13 protein-coding genes are annotated in these 17,621 nt (G+C 44.0%); 6 read left to right on the forward strand and 7 right to left on the reverse strand.

Going from position 1 to position 17,621, the window contains the following annotated elements:
• Positions 1–78 precede the first annotated feature (78 nt).
• The 6 genes from FTV34_RS11885 to FTV34_RS11910 are packed head-to-tail and all read right to left on the reverse strand — an operon-like array spanning position 79 to position 9,534.
• Positions 79–1,806: an ABC transporter ATP-binding protein gene (locus FTV34_RS11885; RefSeq protein WP_034701592.1), complete on the reverse strand. Its 1,728-nt coding sequence runs from the start codon at positions 1,804–1,806 to the stop codon at positions 79–81.
• A gap of 10 nt (positions 1,807–1,816) precedes the next feature.
• Positions 1,817–2,965 (reverse strand): ABC transporter permease, encoded by a 1,149-nt coding sequence (locus FTV34_RS11890; protein WP_034170660.1) that lies wholly within the window; start codon positions 2,963–2,965, stop codon positions 1,817–1,819.
• A gap of 7 nt (positions 2,966–2,972) precedes the next feature.
• On the reverse strand, positions 2,973–3,911 hold the full coding sequence (locus FTV34_RS11895; protein ID WP_004783323.1) for an ABC transporter permease: 939 nt from the start codon (positions 3,909–3,911) through the stop codon (positions 2,973–2,975).
• 17 nt (positions 3,912–3,928) lie between these two features.
• Positions 3,929–5,932 carry a M3 family metallopeptidase gene (locus FTV34_RS11900; protein ID WP_180070289.1) on the reverse strand — a complete coding sequence of 668 codons (2,004 nt, stop codon included), beginning with the start codon at positions 5,930–5,932 and terminating at the stop codon, positions 3,929–3,931.
• Positions 5,933–5,951: 19 nt separating this feature from the next.
• A complete protein-coding gene (locus FTV34_RS11905; protein ID WP_180070291.1) occupies positions 5,952–7,754 on the reverse strand; it encodes an ABC transporter substrate-binding protein in 1,803 nt (600 codons plus the stop codon).
• A 22-nt stretch (positions 7,755–7,776) separates the two neighbouring features.
• Positions 7,777–9,534 (reverse strand): ABC transporter substrate-binding protein, encoded by a 1,758-nt coding sequence (locus FTV34_RS11910; RefSeq protein ID WP_180070309.1) that lies wholly within the window; start codon positions 9,532–9,534, stop codon positions 7,777–7,779.
• A 725-nt stretch (positions 9,535–10,259) separates the two neighbouring features.
• Between FTV34_RS11910 and FTV34_RS11915 the strand changes: the two genes are divergently transcribed.
• The 5 genes from FTV34_RS11915 to FTV34_RS11935 all read left to right on the forward strand — a co-directional run bounded on the left by FTV34_RS11915 (position 10,260) and on the right by FTV34_RS11935 (position 15,604).
• Positions 10,260–12,953, forward strand: coding sequence for a TonB-dependent receptor (locus tag FTV34_RS11915; protein WP_180070293.1), 2,694 nt, complete (start codon positions 10,260–10,262; stop codon positions 12,951–12,953).
• A gap of 140 nt (positions 12,954–13,093) precedes the next feature.
• The gene (locus FTV34_RS11920; RefSeq protein ID WP_180070295.1) at positions 13,094–13,798 is read left to right on the forward strand and encodes an energy transducer TonB; all 705 of its coding nucleotides are present in this window, start codon (positions 13,094–13,096) and stop codon (positions 13,796–13,798) included.
• A gap of 39 nt (positions 13,799–13,837) precedes the next feature.
• Positions 13,838–14,722: a MotA/TolQ/ExbB proton channel family protein gene (locus FTV34_RS11925; protein WP_180070297.1), complete on the forward strand. Its 885-nt coding sequence runs from the start codon at positions 13,838–13,840 to the stop codon at positions 14,720–14,722.
• Between the two features lie 16 nt (positions 14,723–14,738).
• Positions 14,739–15,164, forward strand: a complete 426-nt coding sequence (locus FTV34_RS11930) for a biopolymer transporter ExbD (protein WP_005234255.1) — start codon at positions 14,739–14,741, stop codon at positions 15,162–15,164.
• A gap of 20 nt (positions 15,165–15,184) precedes the next feature.
• Positions 15,185–15,604 carry a biopolymer transporter ExbD gene (locus FTV34_RS11935; protein ID WP_004783336.1) on the forward strand — a complete coding sequence of 140 codons (420 nt, stop codon included), beginning with the start codon at positions 15,185–15,187 and terminating at the stop codon, positions 15,602–15,604.
• A gap of 53 nt (positions 15,605–15,657) precedes the next feature.
• Here the strand turns inward: FTV34_RS11935 and bfr are convergent, their stop codons facing one another.
• Positions 15,658–16,122 carry a bacterioferritin gene (bfr, locus tag FTV34_RS11940; protein WP_004783337.1) on the reverse strand — a complete coding sequence of 155 codons (465 nt, stop codon included), beginning with the start codon at positions 16,120–16,122 and terminating at the stop codon, positions 15,658–15,660.
• A gap of 338 nt (positions 16,123–16,460) precedes the next feature.
• On the opposite strand from bfr, the gene FTV34_RS11945 reads away from it, so the two are divergent.
• On the forward strand, positions 16,461–17,528 hold the full coding sequence (locus tag FTV34_RS11945) for an aldehyde reductase (protein ID WP_034590045.1): 1,068 nt from the start codon (positions 16,461–16,463) through the stop codon (positions 17,526–17,528).
• The last annotated feature ends 93 nt before the right edge of the window (positions 17,529–17,621 follow it).

The raw sequence follows: 17,621 nt of genomic DNA on the forward strand, positions 1-17,621 counted from the left end.
TCTATTTCCTAAAAGTGAATTCTTGTCATAAAAAAATGCCCAGCAATGTGGACATTTTTTATTTCGTACTTTAGCAAGTTACTGCGGAATACCCTGAGGAATCGCACTTAACAGACGCTTGGTATAGTCGTGTTGCGGAGACTGATACAGATCATCTGAGTTGGCAATTTCCACCAGATCACCATGATTTAGCACCATGATCTGATCAGAAATATATTTCACCACTGACAAATCATGCGAAATAAAGATGTAACTCAGACCAAATTCATCCTGTAAATCCTGCAATAAGTTCAGTACCTGCGCCTGTACGGATACATCCAGTGCGGACACTGATTCATCACAGATCAAAATCTCAGGCTTTAAGGTCAGACAGCGTGCAATTGCAATCCGCTGACGCTGGCCACCTGAAAACTCATGTGGATAGCGATAGAAGGCCTGAGCCGGTAAGCTGACCCTTTCTAATAAATCAAGTGCCATCTGTTTACGTTCTGCATCATCCTTGCCAATATGATGAATCTGCATCGGCTCCATCAGGATTTGTCCCACGGTAAAACGCGGATTCAGCGAAGCATACGGATTCTGGAAAATGATCTGGATTTTACGCTGATAGGCCGTAAACTCTTTTTCAGTCATCGACAAGATATCTTTGCCCTGAAACAACGCCTTGCCGCCTGTAGCCTGTTGTAGACGCATCAAGAGCAAACCAATCGTGGTTTTACCAGAACCTGACTCCCCAACCAATCCTAAGGTTTTGCCTTTAGCCAGCTGAAAAGATACCCCTTTCACGGCCTGGAATTCATCTTTTCCAAATAGGCCTTTACGGCTATAGAAGGATTTTTTCAGATCACGTACATCCAGAATGATCTCTTCATTACCTTTTAGACCACGAGAACGTTCCTGTTGTAGTGGAGCGTTCGCATGCAGGTCATGCGCCAGACTATCCTGCTTCATAAAGTCGCTAATCACCGGCAAACGCAAAGGACGGTGCGACAGCTGTGGACGGCAATGCAGCAAGGCTTGGGTATAAATATCCTGAGGATTGTTCAGGACTTCTGTCACCGAACCTTGCTCACGAATCTCGCCATAACGCATTACAATGACCTGATCCGCAATTTCACCAACTACCGCTAAGTCATGGCTGATGAATAACATCGACATTTGACGGCGCTGACGCAAGGATTCAAGCAGGTCTAGAATCTGTTTCTGGATAGTCACATCTAATGCCGTCGTTGGTTCATCAGCAATCAAGAGTTTCGGTTCACAGGCAATGGCCATGGCAATCATGACCCGTTGCTGCTGTCCACCAGATAACTGACTCGGATAAGCATCAATCTTGGTTTCCGGTGAAGGAATACCGACTTCCTGCAAAAGTTCCAGTGTTCTTTGACGGGCCTGCTTTTTATTCATGCCCAAATGCAGGCGTAGAATTTCAGAAATCTGCATGCCTACGGTAAACACCGGATTTAATGAGGACATCGGTTCCTGGAAGATCATGGCAATTTCTTTGCCACAGATCTGACGCATTTCACTCGACTTAAGTTTCAATAAGTCCCGACCTTCAAACAGGATCTGACTGTCTTCAGCGACCTTAGAATTTTCTGGCGCCAAAAGTCCCATCACTGCTAATGAAGTCACAGATTTACCACTTCCGGATTCACCGACTAACGCCACTGTGGTATTGGCCGGAATTTCAAATGAAATTCCTTTGACCGTTTCCACATATTGTTTATTTTCACCTTTAAAACTGACACGTAAGTTATCTACGCGAAGTAACGCGGGTGCTGTGCTTGGATTCATTTCAGACATCGCTGCGCTCCTATTTCAGTTTTGGATCTAATGCATCACGTAATGCATCAGTAAACATTGAGAAAGCTGTCACCAGTACCGCCATCGCCACCGATGCCGCAGTCAACTGCCACCATTTGCCTAAAATCAGCTCGCTTTGCGCTTCATTCAGCATACTACCCCATGACACCACACCAATCGGTACGCCAAAGCCTAAGAAGCTCAGAATCACTTCGGACTTAATAAAGGCCACTGCAAGAATAGACATTTGAACCAAAGCGATATGGCTGACATTCGGGAAAATATGCACGAAGATACGGCGCATATTGCTTACCCCAATGGCTTTAGCCGCCAGTACATATTCACGCGCAGTATGCTTCATATATTCGGCACGAACCAAGCGGAATACCCCGGTCCAGCCAGTCAGACCCAAAATTAGGATAATCGATAAAATCCCTTTTTGTTGCAGTACTGCTGCAATCGCTAACACCAGCAACAGATAAGGAATCGAAGTAAAAATATTGTAGAACCAGTTCAGCACATCGTCGACCCAGCCACCGAAATAACCGGCAATCGCCCCCAGTACCGTACCAATCACCACCGCAACCAGCGCAGCAATCAGGCCAACCAAGATCGAAGTTTCTGCACCTTTAATGGTTTTCAGTAGTACATCCTGCCCCCATTTATCTGCACCAAAGAACAGACTTTGCTTTAATTCACTGCTCTGATCCAGTAACTGACCACCTAATTCCTGATCAATGGCTTTCATATCTTCAGCCAGTGGATCGACTACACCATAATAATCAATCACACCTGCGCCCTGTTCAGCAGCAATTTCTGCTTCCAGTTCTGCAATCACATCTTTTAAAGGATCAACTGGATTAACTGGTACTACGGCAGATTCAGTACTTTGATCTTCACCTGCCGCTCCAGGCATAGACGGTGTATAGATAAAACTTGGGGGTGCATAACTCACCGCTACTTCTTTATTCCAGTCCTTGGCAATCACACCTGTCATGGAAAGCAGCAACATCAGCAGATAAAACAGCACCACAAATAGGGAGAACATCGCAATGCGGTCACGTTTCAGACGACGCAACGCCAGCTGCCATAATCCGGTTGAAGCAGACTCAGGCACTGCTGAAGCATGTTGCTCTTTTTTAAATATCGCACTCAGCATAATTCACCTACTTCAACTGTACACGTGGATCGACCCATTTATAGATCAGATCGGCAATCAGGTTAAATAACATGGTCGCAGCCGCAACATAGACCGTAATCGCTTTAATTACCGGAAAGTCAGAACGTTCAACTGCGATAATCACTTCACGGCCAATGCCAGGAATACCGAAGAAACGTTCAATCAGGAAAGCACCGATCAGTAAAGCCGGAAGTCCCGCCATGACATCAGTAATGATTGGAATCGAAGCATTGCGCAGTACGTGCACGCCCAGAATGCGGCTTTCGCCCAGACCTTTGGCACGTGCGGTACGGACATAATCCTGATTGACTTCATCCAGAACAAAACTGCGGTAGAGACGTAAAGTCGGTGCAATACTCACCACCAGCATGATTAATACTGGCAATAGTGCATATTTGAATAAGTTTTCAGTAAAGTTATCGCTCCAGCCCTGTACCGGGAACCAGCTCAGTTCATAAGCCAAGACGTACTGGAATACGATGATATAGACCAGAATACTGATCGACATACCGATGGTACACAGCATCATGATCATGCGGTCAGTCAGTGAACCGCGCACTGAAGCTACCCCAAGTGCCAAAATGATTGAAACAATCGTTTGCAGGATAGTCAGTGGAATCAGAATGGTCAGTGATGGCCCCAAACGCGTGGTAATAATCTGGGATACCGACTCACCGGTACTCCAGCTCACGCCATAATCAAAGGTCAAAATCTGCTGGATGAAAATCCACAGTTGTACGTAATAAGGTTGATCGACCCCGAGCTGCTGGCGGATATTTTCAATCTGCTCAGCATTGGCCATTTTACCGGCCAGGATATAGGCCGGATCTCCCCCGACCCAGTTAAATAACAGGAATATCAGCAGAATCACCCCCAGCATGGTGGGGATCATTTGCCAAATCCTTCGAATAATATATGCCAGCATCGCTTTCCTTCCTTGACTTAATGTCCTGAAATTTCATTAAAGAAAGCTTTGCTGTCCGGATCACGGCCCAGAAAATCCTTAACCATCTGATCGCCCGGCTTTTGTCCGCCTTGTGCTAGTACAGTCTCGCGATAGTGCATGCCGACTTTTGGATCCATCAGATGGTCTCCATAAGCAGACAACATATCGAGTGCCAGCACTTCAGACCACATATAGCTGTAATAACCCGCCTGATAGCCACCCATCAAATGTCCGAACTGACCCGGGAATTGCTGACCTGGAACAGAGCCCAACGCAGTTTTACTTTCCATATCTTGCCAGAGTTTTAATGGATCAATACTTTTCGCATCTTTACCGTGCAGGGCCATGTCGTACTGAGCATATAAAGTCTGACGGGCATAATGCAGGCCGCGACCATAATTTTTCACATTCTTTAAGCGCTCGGTCATGGCTTCATCGACACGAGGACAAGCGGGTTCACAGTAGTCTGCTACTTTAGATAAAGTCTCGAAGCGGCGCGCCCACTCTTCATACATTTGCGAAGGTGCTTCAACAAAGTCACGCTCTACCGATGTACCTGACTGCTCGGTATAACGGGTCTTTGATAAAATTCCGTGCAGCGCATGCCCCATTTCATGCACAAAGGTTTCCAGCTCATTACTGTTCAGACCCTTACGATTAAAGTTAGTCACCAAAACAGAGACCGGACGGCGATGATTTAAACGGCTGCCACCATAAACGCCCCAAACTGCAGCATGGCCATATTTGCCTTCACGCGGGTATTTATCGACATAAAGTCCGCCCATAAACTCACCAGTAGCTTTGTCATGTACGGCATAGTATTCAACTTCATCGTGCCAGGCTTTGACTTTTACCGGCTTGAATTCAATCCCATATAAATCGGAAGATACGGCAAATAACCATTTTTGCGCCGCTTCAGTCGGGAAATAATCACGCAGTTTTTCCTGATCCACTTTGTATTTAGCTTGGCGCAGTTTTTCACTCCAGTAACCCTGACTCCAGCGCTCAATCTCTGCTTTTTCCAGCGGAATTTTTAAGGTTTCTGCCTTGAACTGACGTAATTCTTCAACATCCTGCTTTTCTAATGGCGCAACTTTGGCATAGACCTCATCCAGAAAACTATTGACTGCTTCTGGGGTTTTGGCCATGCGATCTTTTAAGGCAACATACGCATAGCTGTCTTTATCAAATAGCTGGGCCAGTTCATAACGCAGATCAATGGCCTTTTTCATGTATTCGAGGTTCTTCTCAGTCCCTCGGCGGGTATAGGCAGTCTGATAACGTTTACGTGCTTCATCACTCTCTGCCAGCTCCATAAACGGCTGATATTCCGGATAGTCGAAGCCGAGCAGATAATTGCCCTTTTCATTTTTCTTTAAACCGGCGATATAGCTCGCAGGTAAACCTTTTAGTTCTGCAGCAGTGAATTCAACTTTTTCAGGGTTATCACGTACATTCTTGGAATAGTCCTGCCCCAGTTTGGTACTTTCTTCAATAATTTCCTTCAGACGTTTCTGCTTCTCTACGCTGAGTTGTACCCCGGTTTTTTCAAACTGATTCAGAATATCTTTCAGGAATTTTTCATCGACCGGATCTGTGGCTTTCAGTTTCTTGAATTGGGCATACAGTTTTGGACTCTGATACATGGAAGTCAGGTATTTACTGATTTTCAGCTCACAGTCATCTGCTGCCTGACGCAAGGCCGGATCAGGATCGACATTACTATATAAACCGATAGGTGAAACAAAATCACCAATCGATGCCTGCAATGTATCCCAAGCTGCCAGATAAGGACGGGCTTCAGCCTTATTTTTGATTTTCTGGCTTTCAAATTTCTGGATATCTTTTTGCATTTTATCCAGATTGGCATCGCACAATGCCGGAATTTCTGCAGCCTTGAATAAAGGCAAAAGCTGGGTTTGGGTCTCTGCCATGACGGTTTGAGATCCCCCGATCATCGCCAGACAGAGTGTGGTAAATTTCAAGTGTTTTAATGTCATCATCATCTCCAGCTTTTTCTTACTTTTTAGTATCAATATCGATATACATCCATTCTGTGGACAGAATCGGATGGGACTTGTGCCCAATAACATGAGGTTGCGCTAATGCATTACGGTAAGTGCTATACAGCATCATGGTGGGCATATTGACCTCCAGAATACGGGTCATTTTGCGATAAACCAGATCCCGTTCAGGACCCGGTGGCATGCTTTGACTTTGTTCATATAAACGGTCATATTCCGCATGCTTGAAGCAGGCATTATTGGTGACATTGACGTTTTTGCCATAGAACAGCTGCATGAAGTTATCTGCATCAGGATAGTCGGCAATCCATGCAGAGCTTTTAAACATGGTTTTACATTGCTTTTCCAGCTTAATGCCTTCAGCAAATGGCATGGCCTTACTGGTCAGTTTGATATGAATATTATCTAAGGTCTTTTTCCAGAATTCGCCCTGTTGCTGACCACGACTGGTATTGGCCGTAATCAGTTCAATCACCAGAGGTTTGCCTTCAGGAGTTCTCCTCCAGCCATCTGCACCGATCTTATAGTTATAGCGATCCAGCAACATATTGGCTGCCTTGACCGAATATGGCGTACTGGTTTTATAAGCGGGTGAATAGCCTGCAACTCCTGGCGGAATAGGCATGTGTAGTTTTGCACCATCTCCTTTTAGTAATACGCTAATCATATTTTCAACAGAAAAAGCCATTGCCATCGCACGACGTAAGGCTATTTTTTCTGGCGCGAAACCACCCACGACCGGATCTTGCATATTCCAGTAATGGTAGTTAATCGATGGCTCCAACATGCGTGACAGCTTGATGCCTTGCTTGACCAGCTCAGGTTTTAACTTGTCACCATCCAATGCCTGCACGACCAGATCGCCGTCGATTTCAACCAGATCCAGTTCATTTTTCTTGAATGACAACATCCGTGATTGGGCTTCTTCAATGACACGCACATCAATGGTGCCGATTTGAGGCATTTTTTTGCCCTGCATCGCACTGACAATCGCCTGGTCTGCTGCACTATTGGCTTTATAATTCCAGACAAAACCACGGTAAGCCGGATTCGGCTTTAAGATAATGCGTGATCCCGGTGTCCAGCGGCTAAGCACATAAGGCCCTGTACCGACCGGCTTACTCATTACCCAGCCAGCTTTGTCTTTATACTTTTCAATGACTTCGCGTGCAACTGCGGCAGCTGGACCGTGGGCCAGCAACATCGGAAAGTTCTGATCCGGATTATTCAGCTTGAGTACCAAGGTATAGCGATCTGGAGTCTGAATACCTTCAAATGGATTTTCATAGACTTTGCCATTTTTTTTCGCCATGGCTGTCCATGCTTCCAGCCCTTTGATCCGACCATCCAGCAACCAGCTATTTGGTGAATTAAGTTTTGGATCTAAGAGACGCTTTAGAGAATAGGCATAGTCATAGGCGGTCAGTTCACGTTTTTTACCGCCAAAGACCGGATCATCTGCAAAGTAAATGCCCTTTTTAACTTTAATGGTATAAGTCAAACCGTCTGCACTGACTTGAGGCATATCTACCGCAGTCAATGGCACCAGTTTCGCTGGTGAGGCCAGATAATCATAGGTATATAAGGTTTCGAAAATTGCCGAGTTAATCTTGGCCGAATAACGGTCATGGATATAACCGGGATCGAAACCGGTTTCAGCCGCAGGAAAGACCGTTTTTAAGACTTTATTTGGATTAGCGGGATTGGCAGCCCATGTAGGTGCAGCACCTGCCATCATTAAACTGGCCATTAAAACCCCACTGGCCAGCTTTTTTAAAGTGTTTGTATTCACATTCATACTGGTTCTTAATCTTCTCAAGTTATTTTTTAACAGGTTCAATATCCAGATATTGCCAAACTGCCCTGGTCACCGGATGTGCCTTAAAGCCCTGTACCTGTGGGTGAATCAGCCAGTTGCGTACCCGGGTATTGTGCAAAATCCACGGATTATCTGCCTCCATCTGGCGGTTCATCTGCTCATAATAGGGAGTACGTTGCTGAGGCGGCAGTTTCATCGCAGTTTGATACAGCGCGTCATAGGCTTTAGAGGTATAGCAGCTCAGGTTACCTTGCTGGGCATTTGGGCCATACAGCAATTGGGCAAAGTTTTCCCCTTCCGGATAATCTGCAATCCAGGCGCCACCCCACATCATATGTTTGCACTGGGTGGCTTCTTTTAAATTGTCGGCAAAGTTACTGACTTTAAATTCAACTTTTACTCCGATTGCATCCAGGTTCTTTTTCCATAGTTCCGCAGAAATGACGGAAGAACTTGAGCTGGTCGAGTTCATTTTCAGAACCAATGGTTTGCCATCAGGCAAGGTACGATAACCATCGGCGCCTTTCTTGTAGCCAAAACGATCGAGCAGTTTATTGGCGAGTAATGGGTTATAGGCAATACTGCTTCTATAATTCGGGTTATATCCGCCCACGCCTTCAGGAAGAATCATTTCAGCTTTAACAGCATGCCCCTTATATAGCTGCTGGATGGCCTCTTTCTGGTTATAGGACAAGGCAATGGCACGGCGTAGTGCAATTTTTTCCAGTGAGTCTCCACCAATCACCGGATCACGCATATTCATGATGGTATAGGTGATTTCCGGTTCTTTATTCGGATAATGCAGGATGCCTTTTTTCTTGTATTCACTTTTCAGCTGCTTATTTTCCAGTGCCTGTTCAGCGCCACTTGCAGTCAGTTTGTCATAGTCTAATTGTCCAGATTTTAAAGCCAGCCAACGTGATTGTTCTTCTTCAATGATACTGATCTTGACCTTGCCGATTTGCGGCATCTGCTTGCCTTGCATGGCTTTAACAATCCGTTGATCCCACTCTGAACCATCCCCCTTAAAGTTCCAGACAAAACCGCGATAATTTGGATTAGCAGTTAACTCAATGCGGCTACGCGGCACATATTTGTGTAACTGGTATGCCCCTGTTCCGACTGGATGCTGACCTACCCGATCGCCATAATGTTCGATGACTTCACGTGCAGTACCAGCAAAAGCGACATAGGCCAGAATGTAAGGAAAGTTCAGGTCTGAACGGGTCAGGGTAATTTGTAAGGTATATTTATCTAGGGCTTTTAAACCGGCAATCGGAGCATCATAGTTAAATTTGCCCGTTTTTTTGGCTTGTTGGATAACTTGATCCGCGCCAAGAATTTTGCCTTCGATAAAGGAAAAAGAAGGCGAATGATTTTTCGGATCCATCACCCTTTGCATGGAATAAATATAATCCCGGGCAACCAGTTCACGCTTCTTGCCCTGAAAGGCTGGATCCGGACTGAAATAAATTCCTGGCTTGATTTTAAAGGTATAAACTTTGCCATCCTGTTCAACGACGGGTAAAGACTCGGCTGTATTGGGGGCCAAAATTGCCGGCCGCGCCAGATAGTCATAACGTAACAAAGGCTCGAAAATGGCCTCAGCTACGCTACCACTATAAAAATTATAGGTTTTGACCATATCAAAACCGTCATCAGGTGCTTCGAAAGCCAGGTTTAAAATTTTATCCGGATGTGCAGATGATTTTGCCCAGGCAGTTTGCCCCGAGCTCATAGCCAAGGCCAAAATCGTCATACTAAAAAGTGCTGATTTCAAATTTGTACCTATTCTTTATCTTGAAGTTTTATTGCTATAGGAAGTTTTAAATACATCATCCCATATTTGCTTCAATGGATGGGTCAAAGCTGGACAGATGGAATACACTGAACAAAGCGAATTTCATGCCATCCTTGCAAAAAATAGGGATTTCTTCCTGTTTTTAACTGAAAAAAGTTTATTTTTATTAATTATTTAAAACATTATGAATAACATAATATTTTCCATGAATCATTAATTAAATTTTTATCCTCAAAATTCTTACTGAAGTTCATTTCGCACAAAAATAACTCAACCCTGTTTCATCTTATTGCACTATTGTATACCTTTAGGTAAACAATAAATAAACACAAGTACTTGTATTATAAATAATTTATTTTAAAAAAATATTGTATATTTTATGTAAAAATTATGCACCATGATTAAACTTTATTCAATTTCCCTCTCATTTTTGGACTACTTTCTTATTCATTAAATATTTATTTATTGCTTTGACAAGGTTCTCACCTCCTTCTTTCTTCAGATTCTATACACAGACTTCTTAATTTTTCTTCAGTATCGCCCGATCAAATCAAACCCAATCCAATTAAATCAATATCTTTCAAATACTTAAAAATATAAAAATATAAAATTTTATAAGTTGGCATCCGCCTTGCTTAGATCAACCCAGCACTACTTCACATAACAAAAGGGTGAACTTTACGATGAAAATAAACAAACTAGTCGGATCTATGGGGGCTCCAACAGTTGGCAAAACAATACTTAAGTTAAGTACGCTTACCTTAAGTATGATGTGTTTGTCTTTGGCACATGCAGCCGATGAACCAGAAAACTCCGCTACGCAGCCGACCAAGGTGCAAAAAGTGACAGTAACGGGTTCATCTATTAAAGGTGTAGCCGCACAAAGCGCCTCACCAATCACGATTATTAAAGGTGAAGATCTGGTGAATCAGGGGGTAACCACTGTAGAAGAAGCATTGATGAAAGTCAGTGCCAACCAAGCAAGTTATGTCACAGCACAAAATGTCGGTGCCAGTAATACCAGTGGTTCAACAGCAAATTTACGTGGTCTTGGTTCGGATAAAACTTTAGTTTTAATTAATGGTCGCCGTGTTGCAAGCAGTGCATTTGGTACCGATTCAACCAACTTAAACAACATCCCTCTCGCATTGGTAGAGCGCATTGAAGTCTTACGTGACGGCGCATCTGCAGTCTATGGTGCAGATGCAGTGGGTGGTGTAATCAACTTTATTACGAAAAAGCAATATGAAGGCGTGGGCATTACTTTAGGTGGTCAAATTCCTGAAGAAAAAGGCGGCGAAAAAATTGACGTTTCGATTTTTGGGGGATATGGCGATCTAGATGAACAGGGTTTTAATGTCTACGGTGTGATCGATTACCGAAAACAAGATACGATTTGGGCAAAAGACCGTAAAGTCAGCCGCCGTGGTGGGGTACTTCCTGAATTAGGAATTGATGGCAGTTCAGCAAATGCTTTCCCTGCAAACTTCTACGATCCTAATGGTGGTCCATTGGATGAAGATGGTAATCCTGAAGGGATATTAGGCAACCCTTATGGCGATGACTGTTTAAATACCAAAGATACTGTACCTGAAGATGGCTTCTGTTATCTAAATACCCAAACTGTTATTGGTATTGTGCCTGAACAAGAAAATCTTTCTGCATTAGGTCGTGCAACCTTCAAACTATCAGACAACTTTAATGCAATTGGTGAATATATCTATGCACGTGATGAAGTAACCACTTCAATCGCGCCTGATGTTTATAGCCGTAGTGTGACCTTGCCTTATGCTAGTAAATATTATCCAGGTAAAGGCATTACCCCAGCATTTGATGGTTTGACGACTAACACCCTGCAACTGTATCTACGTTCACAAGGCGGCAACCGTGTTTCTAAGTCAATTAACGAATCGAACCGTATCTTTGCTGGGATCGAAGGTGAAGCATACGGTTGGGACATGAACGGGGGTATCACTTACACAAAAAGTGAGGCAACCGATAGTTTCGTAAGTGGGTATTTAAACCGTAGTCGAGTTCAGGCTGCACTTGATAATGGAACTTTGAACCCATTTGGACCACAAGCGCCAGAGGATCAAGGTCTTTGGAACACTTTTGATGTCAAAGGCGATACCAATCAGGCATCTTTAGATTCAACTACAATTGACTTTACCGTGAGTCGTCCAATCTACACACTTCCTGCAGGTGATGTTGGTTTTGCTTTCGGCGGTAGTTTCTCCAAACAAGACTGGGAAGCAACTGTAAATTCTGAAATTGTTGCTCAAGTTCCAGGTTCTGGTATTGATCCAAATAAACCAAAAAGCTCAGGCGATCGTGACATTAGCGCAGTATTCACTGAATTCCAAGTACCTTTATTGACCAACCTGGAATTACAGTTAGCTGCTCGTTATGATGACTATAGCGATTTTGGTGACACCTTTAATCCTAAAGTGGCCTTACGCTGGGAACCAGTTAAAGAACTCATGTTCCGTACTTCTTACAGTACCGGTTTCCGTGCACCAAGCTTATATGACGTCAATGCTCCTTCGGTCAGAACCTGGACTGGTGCAAGATATAACGACCCGATTCTTTGCCCGGGTGGTACACCAACTGAAACCAGATACCAAACTGAATGTAATACCCAGTTTATCCGTACACAAGGCGGCAATTCTGAACTAGGTCCAGAAGAGTCAACATCTTACATGGCTGGTTTTGTCTTTGAACCGATCAAAAACTTAGTTTTCACTGCCGATTACTACAATATCGAAATTGAAAACCTAATTGGAACGATTGGTGAATCATCAATTTTTGGTGATCCAGAAAAGTATGCTCAATACTTTGTTCGTAATGCAGAAGGGCGTATTGACCATATCTCAACTAACTTGATTAACTCCGGTGGCTTGAAAACCCAAGGTATTGATTTGAGTTTGAACTATCTTTCTCCAATGACGTCAACTGGCCGCTTCGGTTTCGGTATTGACGGTACTTATGTGATTCAAATGGATTACCAGGATGAACCAGGCGGTGAGTGGGAAGGTTATGTCGGTGTTTATGATGACCCAGCAGTGGTTCGCTGGAAACATGCTGCAAACGTGAACTGGTCTTATGAAAACTGGAGAATGGTGTTTGAACAACAGTTCGTTCGTGGTTATGAAGACTATTCAGAAGAACGCGATGTTGCTGACTACACCGTATACAACATTTCTGGCACTTACAAAGGATTTAAAAATCTGGAGCTAACTGCCGGTATTAAAAATATGTTCGATGCAGAACCACCTGCCTCTGACGTAATGGATAACTTCCAATACGGTTATGACCCACGTTATAGCGATCCAACAGGCCGCGCTTACTTCTTACGTGGTACCTATAAATTCTTTTAATTAATTACTTCGCAAACACTGCTGCCAAGCGGTGTTTGCGGTTTTCCCCGTTTAATTTTAGCCAAACAAAAAATAATGCAGCTACATCAGCTTTGAAATAAACCGTTATTTCTTGTTTGTCTTAAATTCCAGGAGTCATGATGAGCACAACGTTTGAAGACATAGAAAAAAGCTCCGCCAAAAAATTGACTGGAATTGGTGTCGTGATTTTCTTGCATATCCTGGTGGGCCTGGTGCTAATGGCAGGTATGGCAAAAGACATCATCAAACCGTCAGAAGAACCGGTTGAATTGATGATTATTCAGGATATTAAACCACCAGAACCTGAGCCACCTAAGGAAACCCCACCTGAGCCACCAAAAATAGTAGAGAAAGTGGCACAGGTTCCTGAGGTTAAACCGGTAGAAAAAGTGGTTCCGGTACAGAAAACACAGCCTACACCAACAGTCACTCAACCGGTTGCAGAACCAACGCCTGTAGCTGCAGCAACACCATCCCCAAGTCCGGTGGCTGCACCAGCTCCAGTTGGTGCAGCGGCGCCTGCTGCTCCACCGCAACCAACTGGCGTTACACGTGGCGTATCTCAAGGCGAAGCTGGCTGTAAGCGTCCAGATTATCCACGTGATGCATTAATGAATGAAGAGCAAGGTAATGTGCTGATCTCTGTCTTTGTGAATACCGACGGCAAAGTGAAAGAGGCCAAAGTAAAAAAATCCAGTGGCAGTCGTTCACTTGACCGTGCAGCGTCCAAGGCTTTCAGCTTATGTACCTTTAAACCTGCAATGAAAAATGGTGAACCACAAGAATCTTGGTACGACATTCCCTACGAATTTATCTTGGACTGATCCAGACAACAGATTAAAAACAAAATGAGGAGATTCATTATGAAAAACACACGACACACTTTAAAAAATATCACTGCTGCAAGTGTCATTGCGGCAAGTACTTTACTCCCTTTGCAAACCGTATTTGCTGAAGAATCCCCTACACCTGCAACGACAGTCACTGAAACTGCAGAAACCACACCAGCGACTGTCGCTGAGCCTACACCGCCAGCACCTGCTGCAGCTGAAAAACCTGCCAGCAACCCTTATGGTCTGGAAGCCATGTGGAAAGAAGGTGACATGGTGTCTAAAGTGACCCTGTTCATTCTGATCATCATGTCGATCGGTACCTGGTACATCATGATCACCAAGTGCTTGCAACAAGGCAAGATTCGCAAACAAGCCAAAGAAGCAGAGCATCAGTTCTGGGAATCTTCTTCTCTGGATAATGCAGCGCAAAATCTGGATGAAGCCAGCGTATATCGTTTTATCGCTGAAAAAGGCATCAAGTCAACCAAAAACCATGGCGGTACTTTACTAGAACGTATCGACTTTAATACCTGGGTTACGATTTCTATTTCACGCGCAGTCGACAAGATTCAAAGCCATCTGAGTGGTGGTCTGGCCTTCCTTGCAACTGTAGGTTCTACTGCACCTTTCGTAGGTCTATTTGGTACCGTTTGGGGCATTTACCATGCCTTGACTGCAATTGGTATTTCCGGTCAGGCATCAATCGATAAAGTTGCTGGTCCGGTCGGTGAAGCACTGATCATGACTGCAATCGGTCTGGCTGTGGCAGTTCCGGCAGTACTTGGTTACAACTGGTTAACTCGCCGTAATAAAGCTGTAATGGAAGAAGTTCGTACCTTCGGATCTGATCTGCATGCTGTACTACTGAGCGGCGAAATCAGCTCAAACAATCCTGTTCACCGCGACACAAAATAAAAATGGGGGGTCAACCATGGGAATGATGGTCAATTCAAACGACAGCGATGATGAGGTCATTGGTACCATTAATACCACACCTCTGGTTGATGTGATGCTGGTACTGCTGATTATTTTTCTGATTACAGTACCGGTTGCAATTCATACCGTACCGGTCGATCTGCCTGAAGAACGTAATGTCCCGTATGAAACCAAGCCGGAAAATATCCAGCTGGCAGTCAATAAAAATGGCGATATTTTCTGGAATGAATCCTATATTCCGGACAAGGCAATTTTATTGACCCGTTTACAGGCAGAAGCCCAGAAACGTCCTCAGCCTGAAGTGCATATTCGCGGTGACCAAAGAACAGCTTTTGAAGCGATTGATCAGGTCATTAGTACTACCCAGCAAGCAGGTATTGGCAAGATTGCATTTGTCACGACCCCGCCCGCTTCACCTTAAGATTGAGGGAGAATCTAGTTATGGGAATGAATGTTGGCTCAAATCAGGATGATGATGTAATGCTGGACGTCAACATGACACCATTGATTGATGTCATGCTGGTCTTGCTGATTATGTTTATTATCACTATTCCATTGCCGAATAATTCGATTAATATCAACCTGCCAAATGGCACACCACCACCGACTGAGGAAAAACCGCCAGAGATTGTGAATTTGCGTCTGGATGCTCAAGGCCAGATCTTCTGGAATGATCAGCCGGTGGCCAATGCTCAAGCGCTGGAAGCCTTATTCAAGACCGTGGCGCAAAAAGCCGATCAGGATCAGATTAAAATCAAGGCTGATCGTGCGACTGAATACAAGCATATCGCGATGGTGATGGCTGCGGCTCAGCGTCTGGAAGTGAAAAAAATCGGAATTGTCAGCAACAATAATTCTTAAATCTACAAAATCAAAAAACCCAGCATCTGCTGGGTTTTTTATTATTCAATATCTTACATTTGCGACTGGATATAGTTTTGCAGACCAATCAGCTCGATCAAACGTAACTGTTTTTCTAACCAGTAAGTATGGTCTTCTTCAGTATCTGACATTTGCTGGCGCAGCATGTCACGGGTCACATAATCGCCCTTCTCTTCACAAAGTTTTACCCCTTGAGCCAGCTTTTCACGGACATGATACTCAAGCTTCAGGTCAGCTTTCAGGCAGGTCACCACATCTTCACCAACTTCGATGTCATCACGCTGCATATTTGGCGTACCTTCAAGAAAAAGGACACGACGGATCAGGGCATCTGCATGCTGTGCTTCTTCCTGCATTTCATGGTCGATGCGTTCAAAGATTTTCGTCAGACCCCAATCTTCATACATACGAGAGTGAATCAGGTATTGATCACGAGCAGCCAGTTCGCCACCGATCAGCATATTTAAATAATCTACGACTTCTGGATTACCGCGCATTTGAATTACTCCCTGCTTTTATCATCTTATTATGGAGAAAAGATGTTTGATTTGCAAAAGCAAAATTATGGTAAATGTCTGATTTTTATATAATTAAAATGAGAAGCACTTGCATTTACGCTCTCTGTTCGGCCAAATCCCATTTATAAAACAACATCTTGCATTTTTCGTTCCGTTTTTATTCAATCCAGCAAGCTGGAATATTCAAACGTTAATTTTTGTAAATATTAATAAGCACTTATCTTGTTGCTTATTTTTATCTTGGACTCACCTGTTTGGCCTGATTCATGCATAATTGTGCCTACGATGAAAGAAGTCAAAACAACAACGGTTTAAATATGACATTACAACATAGCACAGCACCTGTCCTGGTCACCGGCGCATCTGGCTATATCGCCAGTTGGGTGATCCAGAAACTTTTAAAACAGGGTTATACCGTACATGCCACTGTACGCGATCTGAATAAAACCCAGAGTTATACGCACCTTGAACAAATTGCAAACAGCAGCCCGGGGACCTTAAAGTTGTTTGAAGCTAACCTGCTCAAGCCCGGTTCTTTTGATGCGGCCATGGAAGGGTGTGAAATTGTCTTTCATATGGCCTCGCCTTTTGTGGTCACCAATTATAAGGATGCGCTCAAAGACATTATTGAACCGGCAATTCTGGGTACGCAAAATGTGCTGAATAGCGTCAATAAAACTGAATCTGTCAAACGTGTGATTGTCACCTCAAGTATTGCCTCAACGTATGGCGATGCGATTGATATTTTGCAAACCGAGCATACCAGTTTTGATGAATCTCACTGGAATACCACCAGTTCAGAAACCCATCAGCCTTATCCATATTCCAAAGTCATGGCAGAACGCAAAGCTTGGGAAATGGCGGAAGCACAGGATCGCTGGGACCTGATCTGTATCAATCCGGCACTGGTCTTTGGGGAATCCTTAACGCCTAATACTCAATCAGGCAGTGTGGAAGTTCTGCAACAGTTTGCCAATGGCATGACCTTGCTGGGTGTTCCACCAATGTGGAATGGTGTGGTGGATGTTCAAGATGTTGCGGAAGCCCATATCCGTGCTGCATTTAATCCGGAAGCGCATGGCCGTTATATTATCTGTAGTGAGACTTTGAGCCTGCTGGAAATGGGTAAAATCCTGCGTGAAGCGTTTGGTCCTAAATTCCCGTTTCCACGCAACCAGTTGCCAAAAACGGCTTTCAAGATTTTTGGTCCTCTGGCCGGCTTTAGCCGTAAATTTGTTGAACTCAATATGGGTTATCCAATTTTCTTTAATGCACAAAAAAGTAAGGATGAACTCGGTCTGGAATATCGTCCAGTAAAAGAAAGCTTGGTCGAACATTTCCAGCAATTGCTGGATGATGGTGTGGTGAAGAAATATATTCCTTAATTGTACGAGCTCAAACCTGATCTGACAGTGACCGATTTTTTATGGTGTCTGTCAGATTAAATTTGAGCTACTACACCGACTTATGCGCCCACA

The sequence above is a fragment of the Acinetobacter sp. YH16038 genome (assembly GCF_013417275.1).
Classification (GTDB): domain Bacteria; phylum Pseudomonadota; class Gammaproteobacteria; order Pseudomonadales; family Moraxellaceae; genus Acinetobacter.

What these genes read in the sequence shown, in the direction of transcription:
- FTV34_RS11890 (WP_034170660.1), bottom strand. Translation starts at nt 2,965, where the DNA reads ATGCTGAGTGCGATATTTAAAAAAGAGCAACATGCTTCAGCAGTGCCT.
- FTV34_RS11930 (WP_005234255.1), top strand. Translation starts at nt 14,739, where the DNA reads ATGGGAATGATGGTCAATTCAAACGACAGCGATGATGAGGTCATTGGT.
- FTV34_RS11920 (WP_180070295.1), top strand. Translation starts at nt 13,094, where the DNA reads ATGAGCACAACGTTTGAAGACATAGAAAAAAGCTCCGCCAAAAAATTG.
- FTV34_RS11885 (WP_034701592.1), bottom strand. Translation starts at nt 1,806, where the DNA reads ATGTCTGAAATGAATCCAAGCACAGCACCCGCGTTACTTCGCGTAGAT.
- FTV34_RS11925 (WP_180070297.1), top strand. Translation starts at nt 13,838, where the DNA reads ATGAAAAACACACGACACACTTTAAAAAATATCACTGCTGCAAGTGTC.
- FTV34_RS11915 (WP_180070293.1), top strand. Translation starts at nt 10,260, where the DNA reads ATGAAAATAAACAAACTAGTCGGATCTATGGGGGCTCCAACAGTTGGC.
- FTV34_RS11945 (WP_034590045.1), top strand. Translation starts at nt 16,461, where the DNA reads ATGACATTACAACATAGCACAGCACCTGTCCTGGTCACCGGCGCATCT.
- FTV34_RS11910 (WP_180070309.1), bottom strand. Translation starts at nt 9,534, where the DNA reads ATGACGATTTTGGCCTTGGCTATGAGCTCGGGGCAAACTGCCTGGGCA.
- FTV34_RS11905 (WP_180070291.1), bottom strand. Translation starts at nt 7,754, where the DNA reads ATGAATGTGAATACAAACACTTTAAAAAAGCTGGCCAGTGGGGTTTTA.
- FTV34_RS11895 (WP_004783323.1), bottom strand. Translation starts at nt 3,911, where the DNA reads ATGCTGGCATATATTATTCGAAGGATTTGGCAAATGATCCCCACCATG.
- FTV34_RS11935 (WP_004783336.1), top strand. Translation starts at nt 15,185, where the DNA reads ATGGGAATGAATGTTGGCTCAAATCAGGATGATGATGTAATGCTGGAC.
- bfr (WP_004783337.1), bottom strand. Translation starts at nt 16,122, where the DNA reads ATGCGCGGTAATCCAGAAGTCGTAGATTATTTAAATATGCTGATCGGT.
- FTV34_RS11900 (WP_180070289.1), bottom strand. Translation starts at nt 5,932, where the DNA reads ATGACATTAAAACACTTGAAATTTACCACACTCTGTCTGGCGATGATC.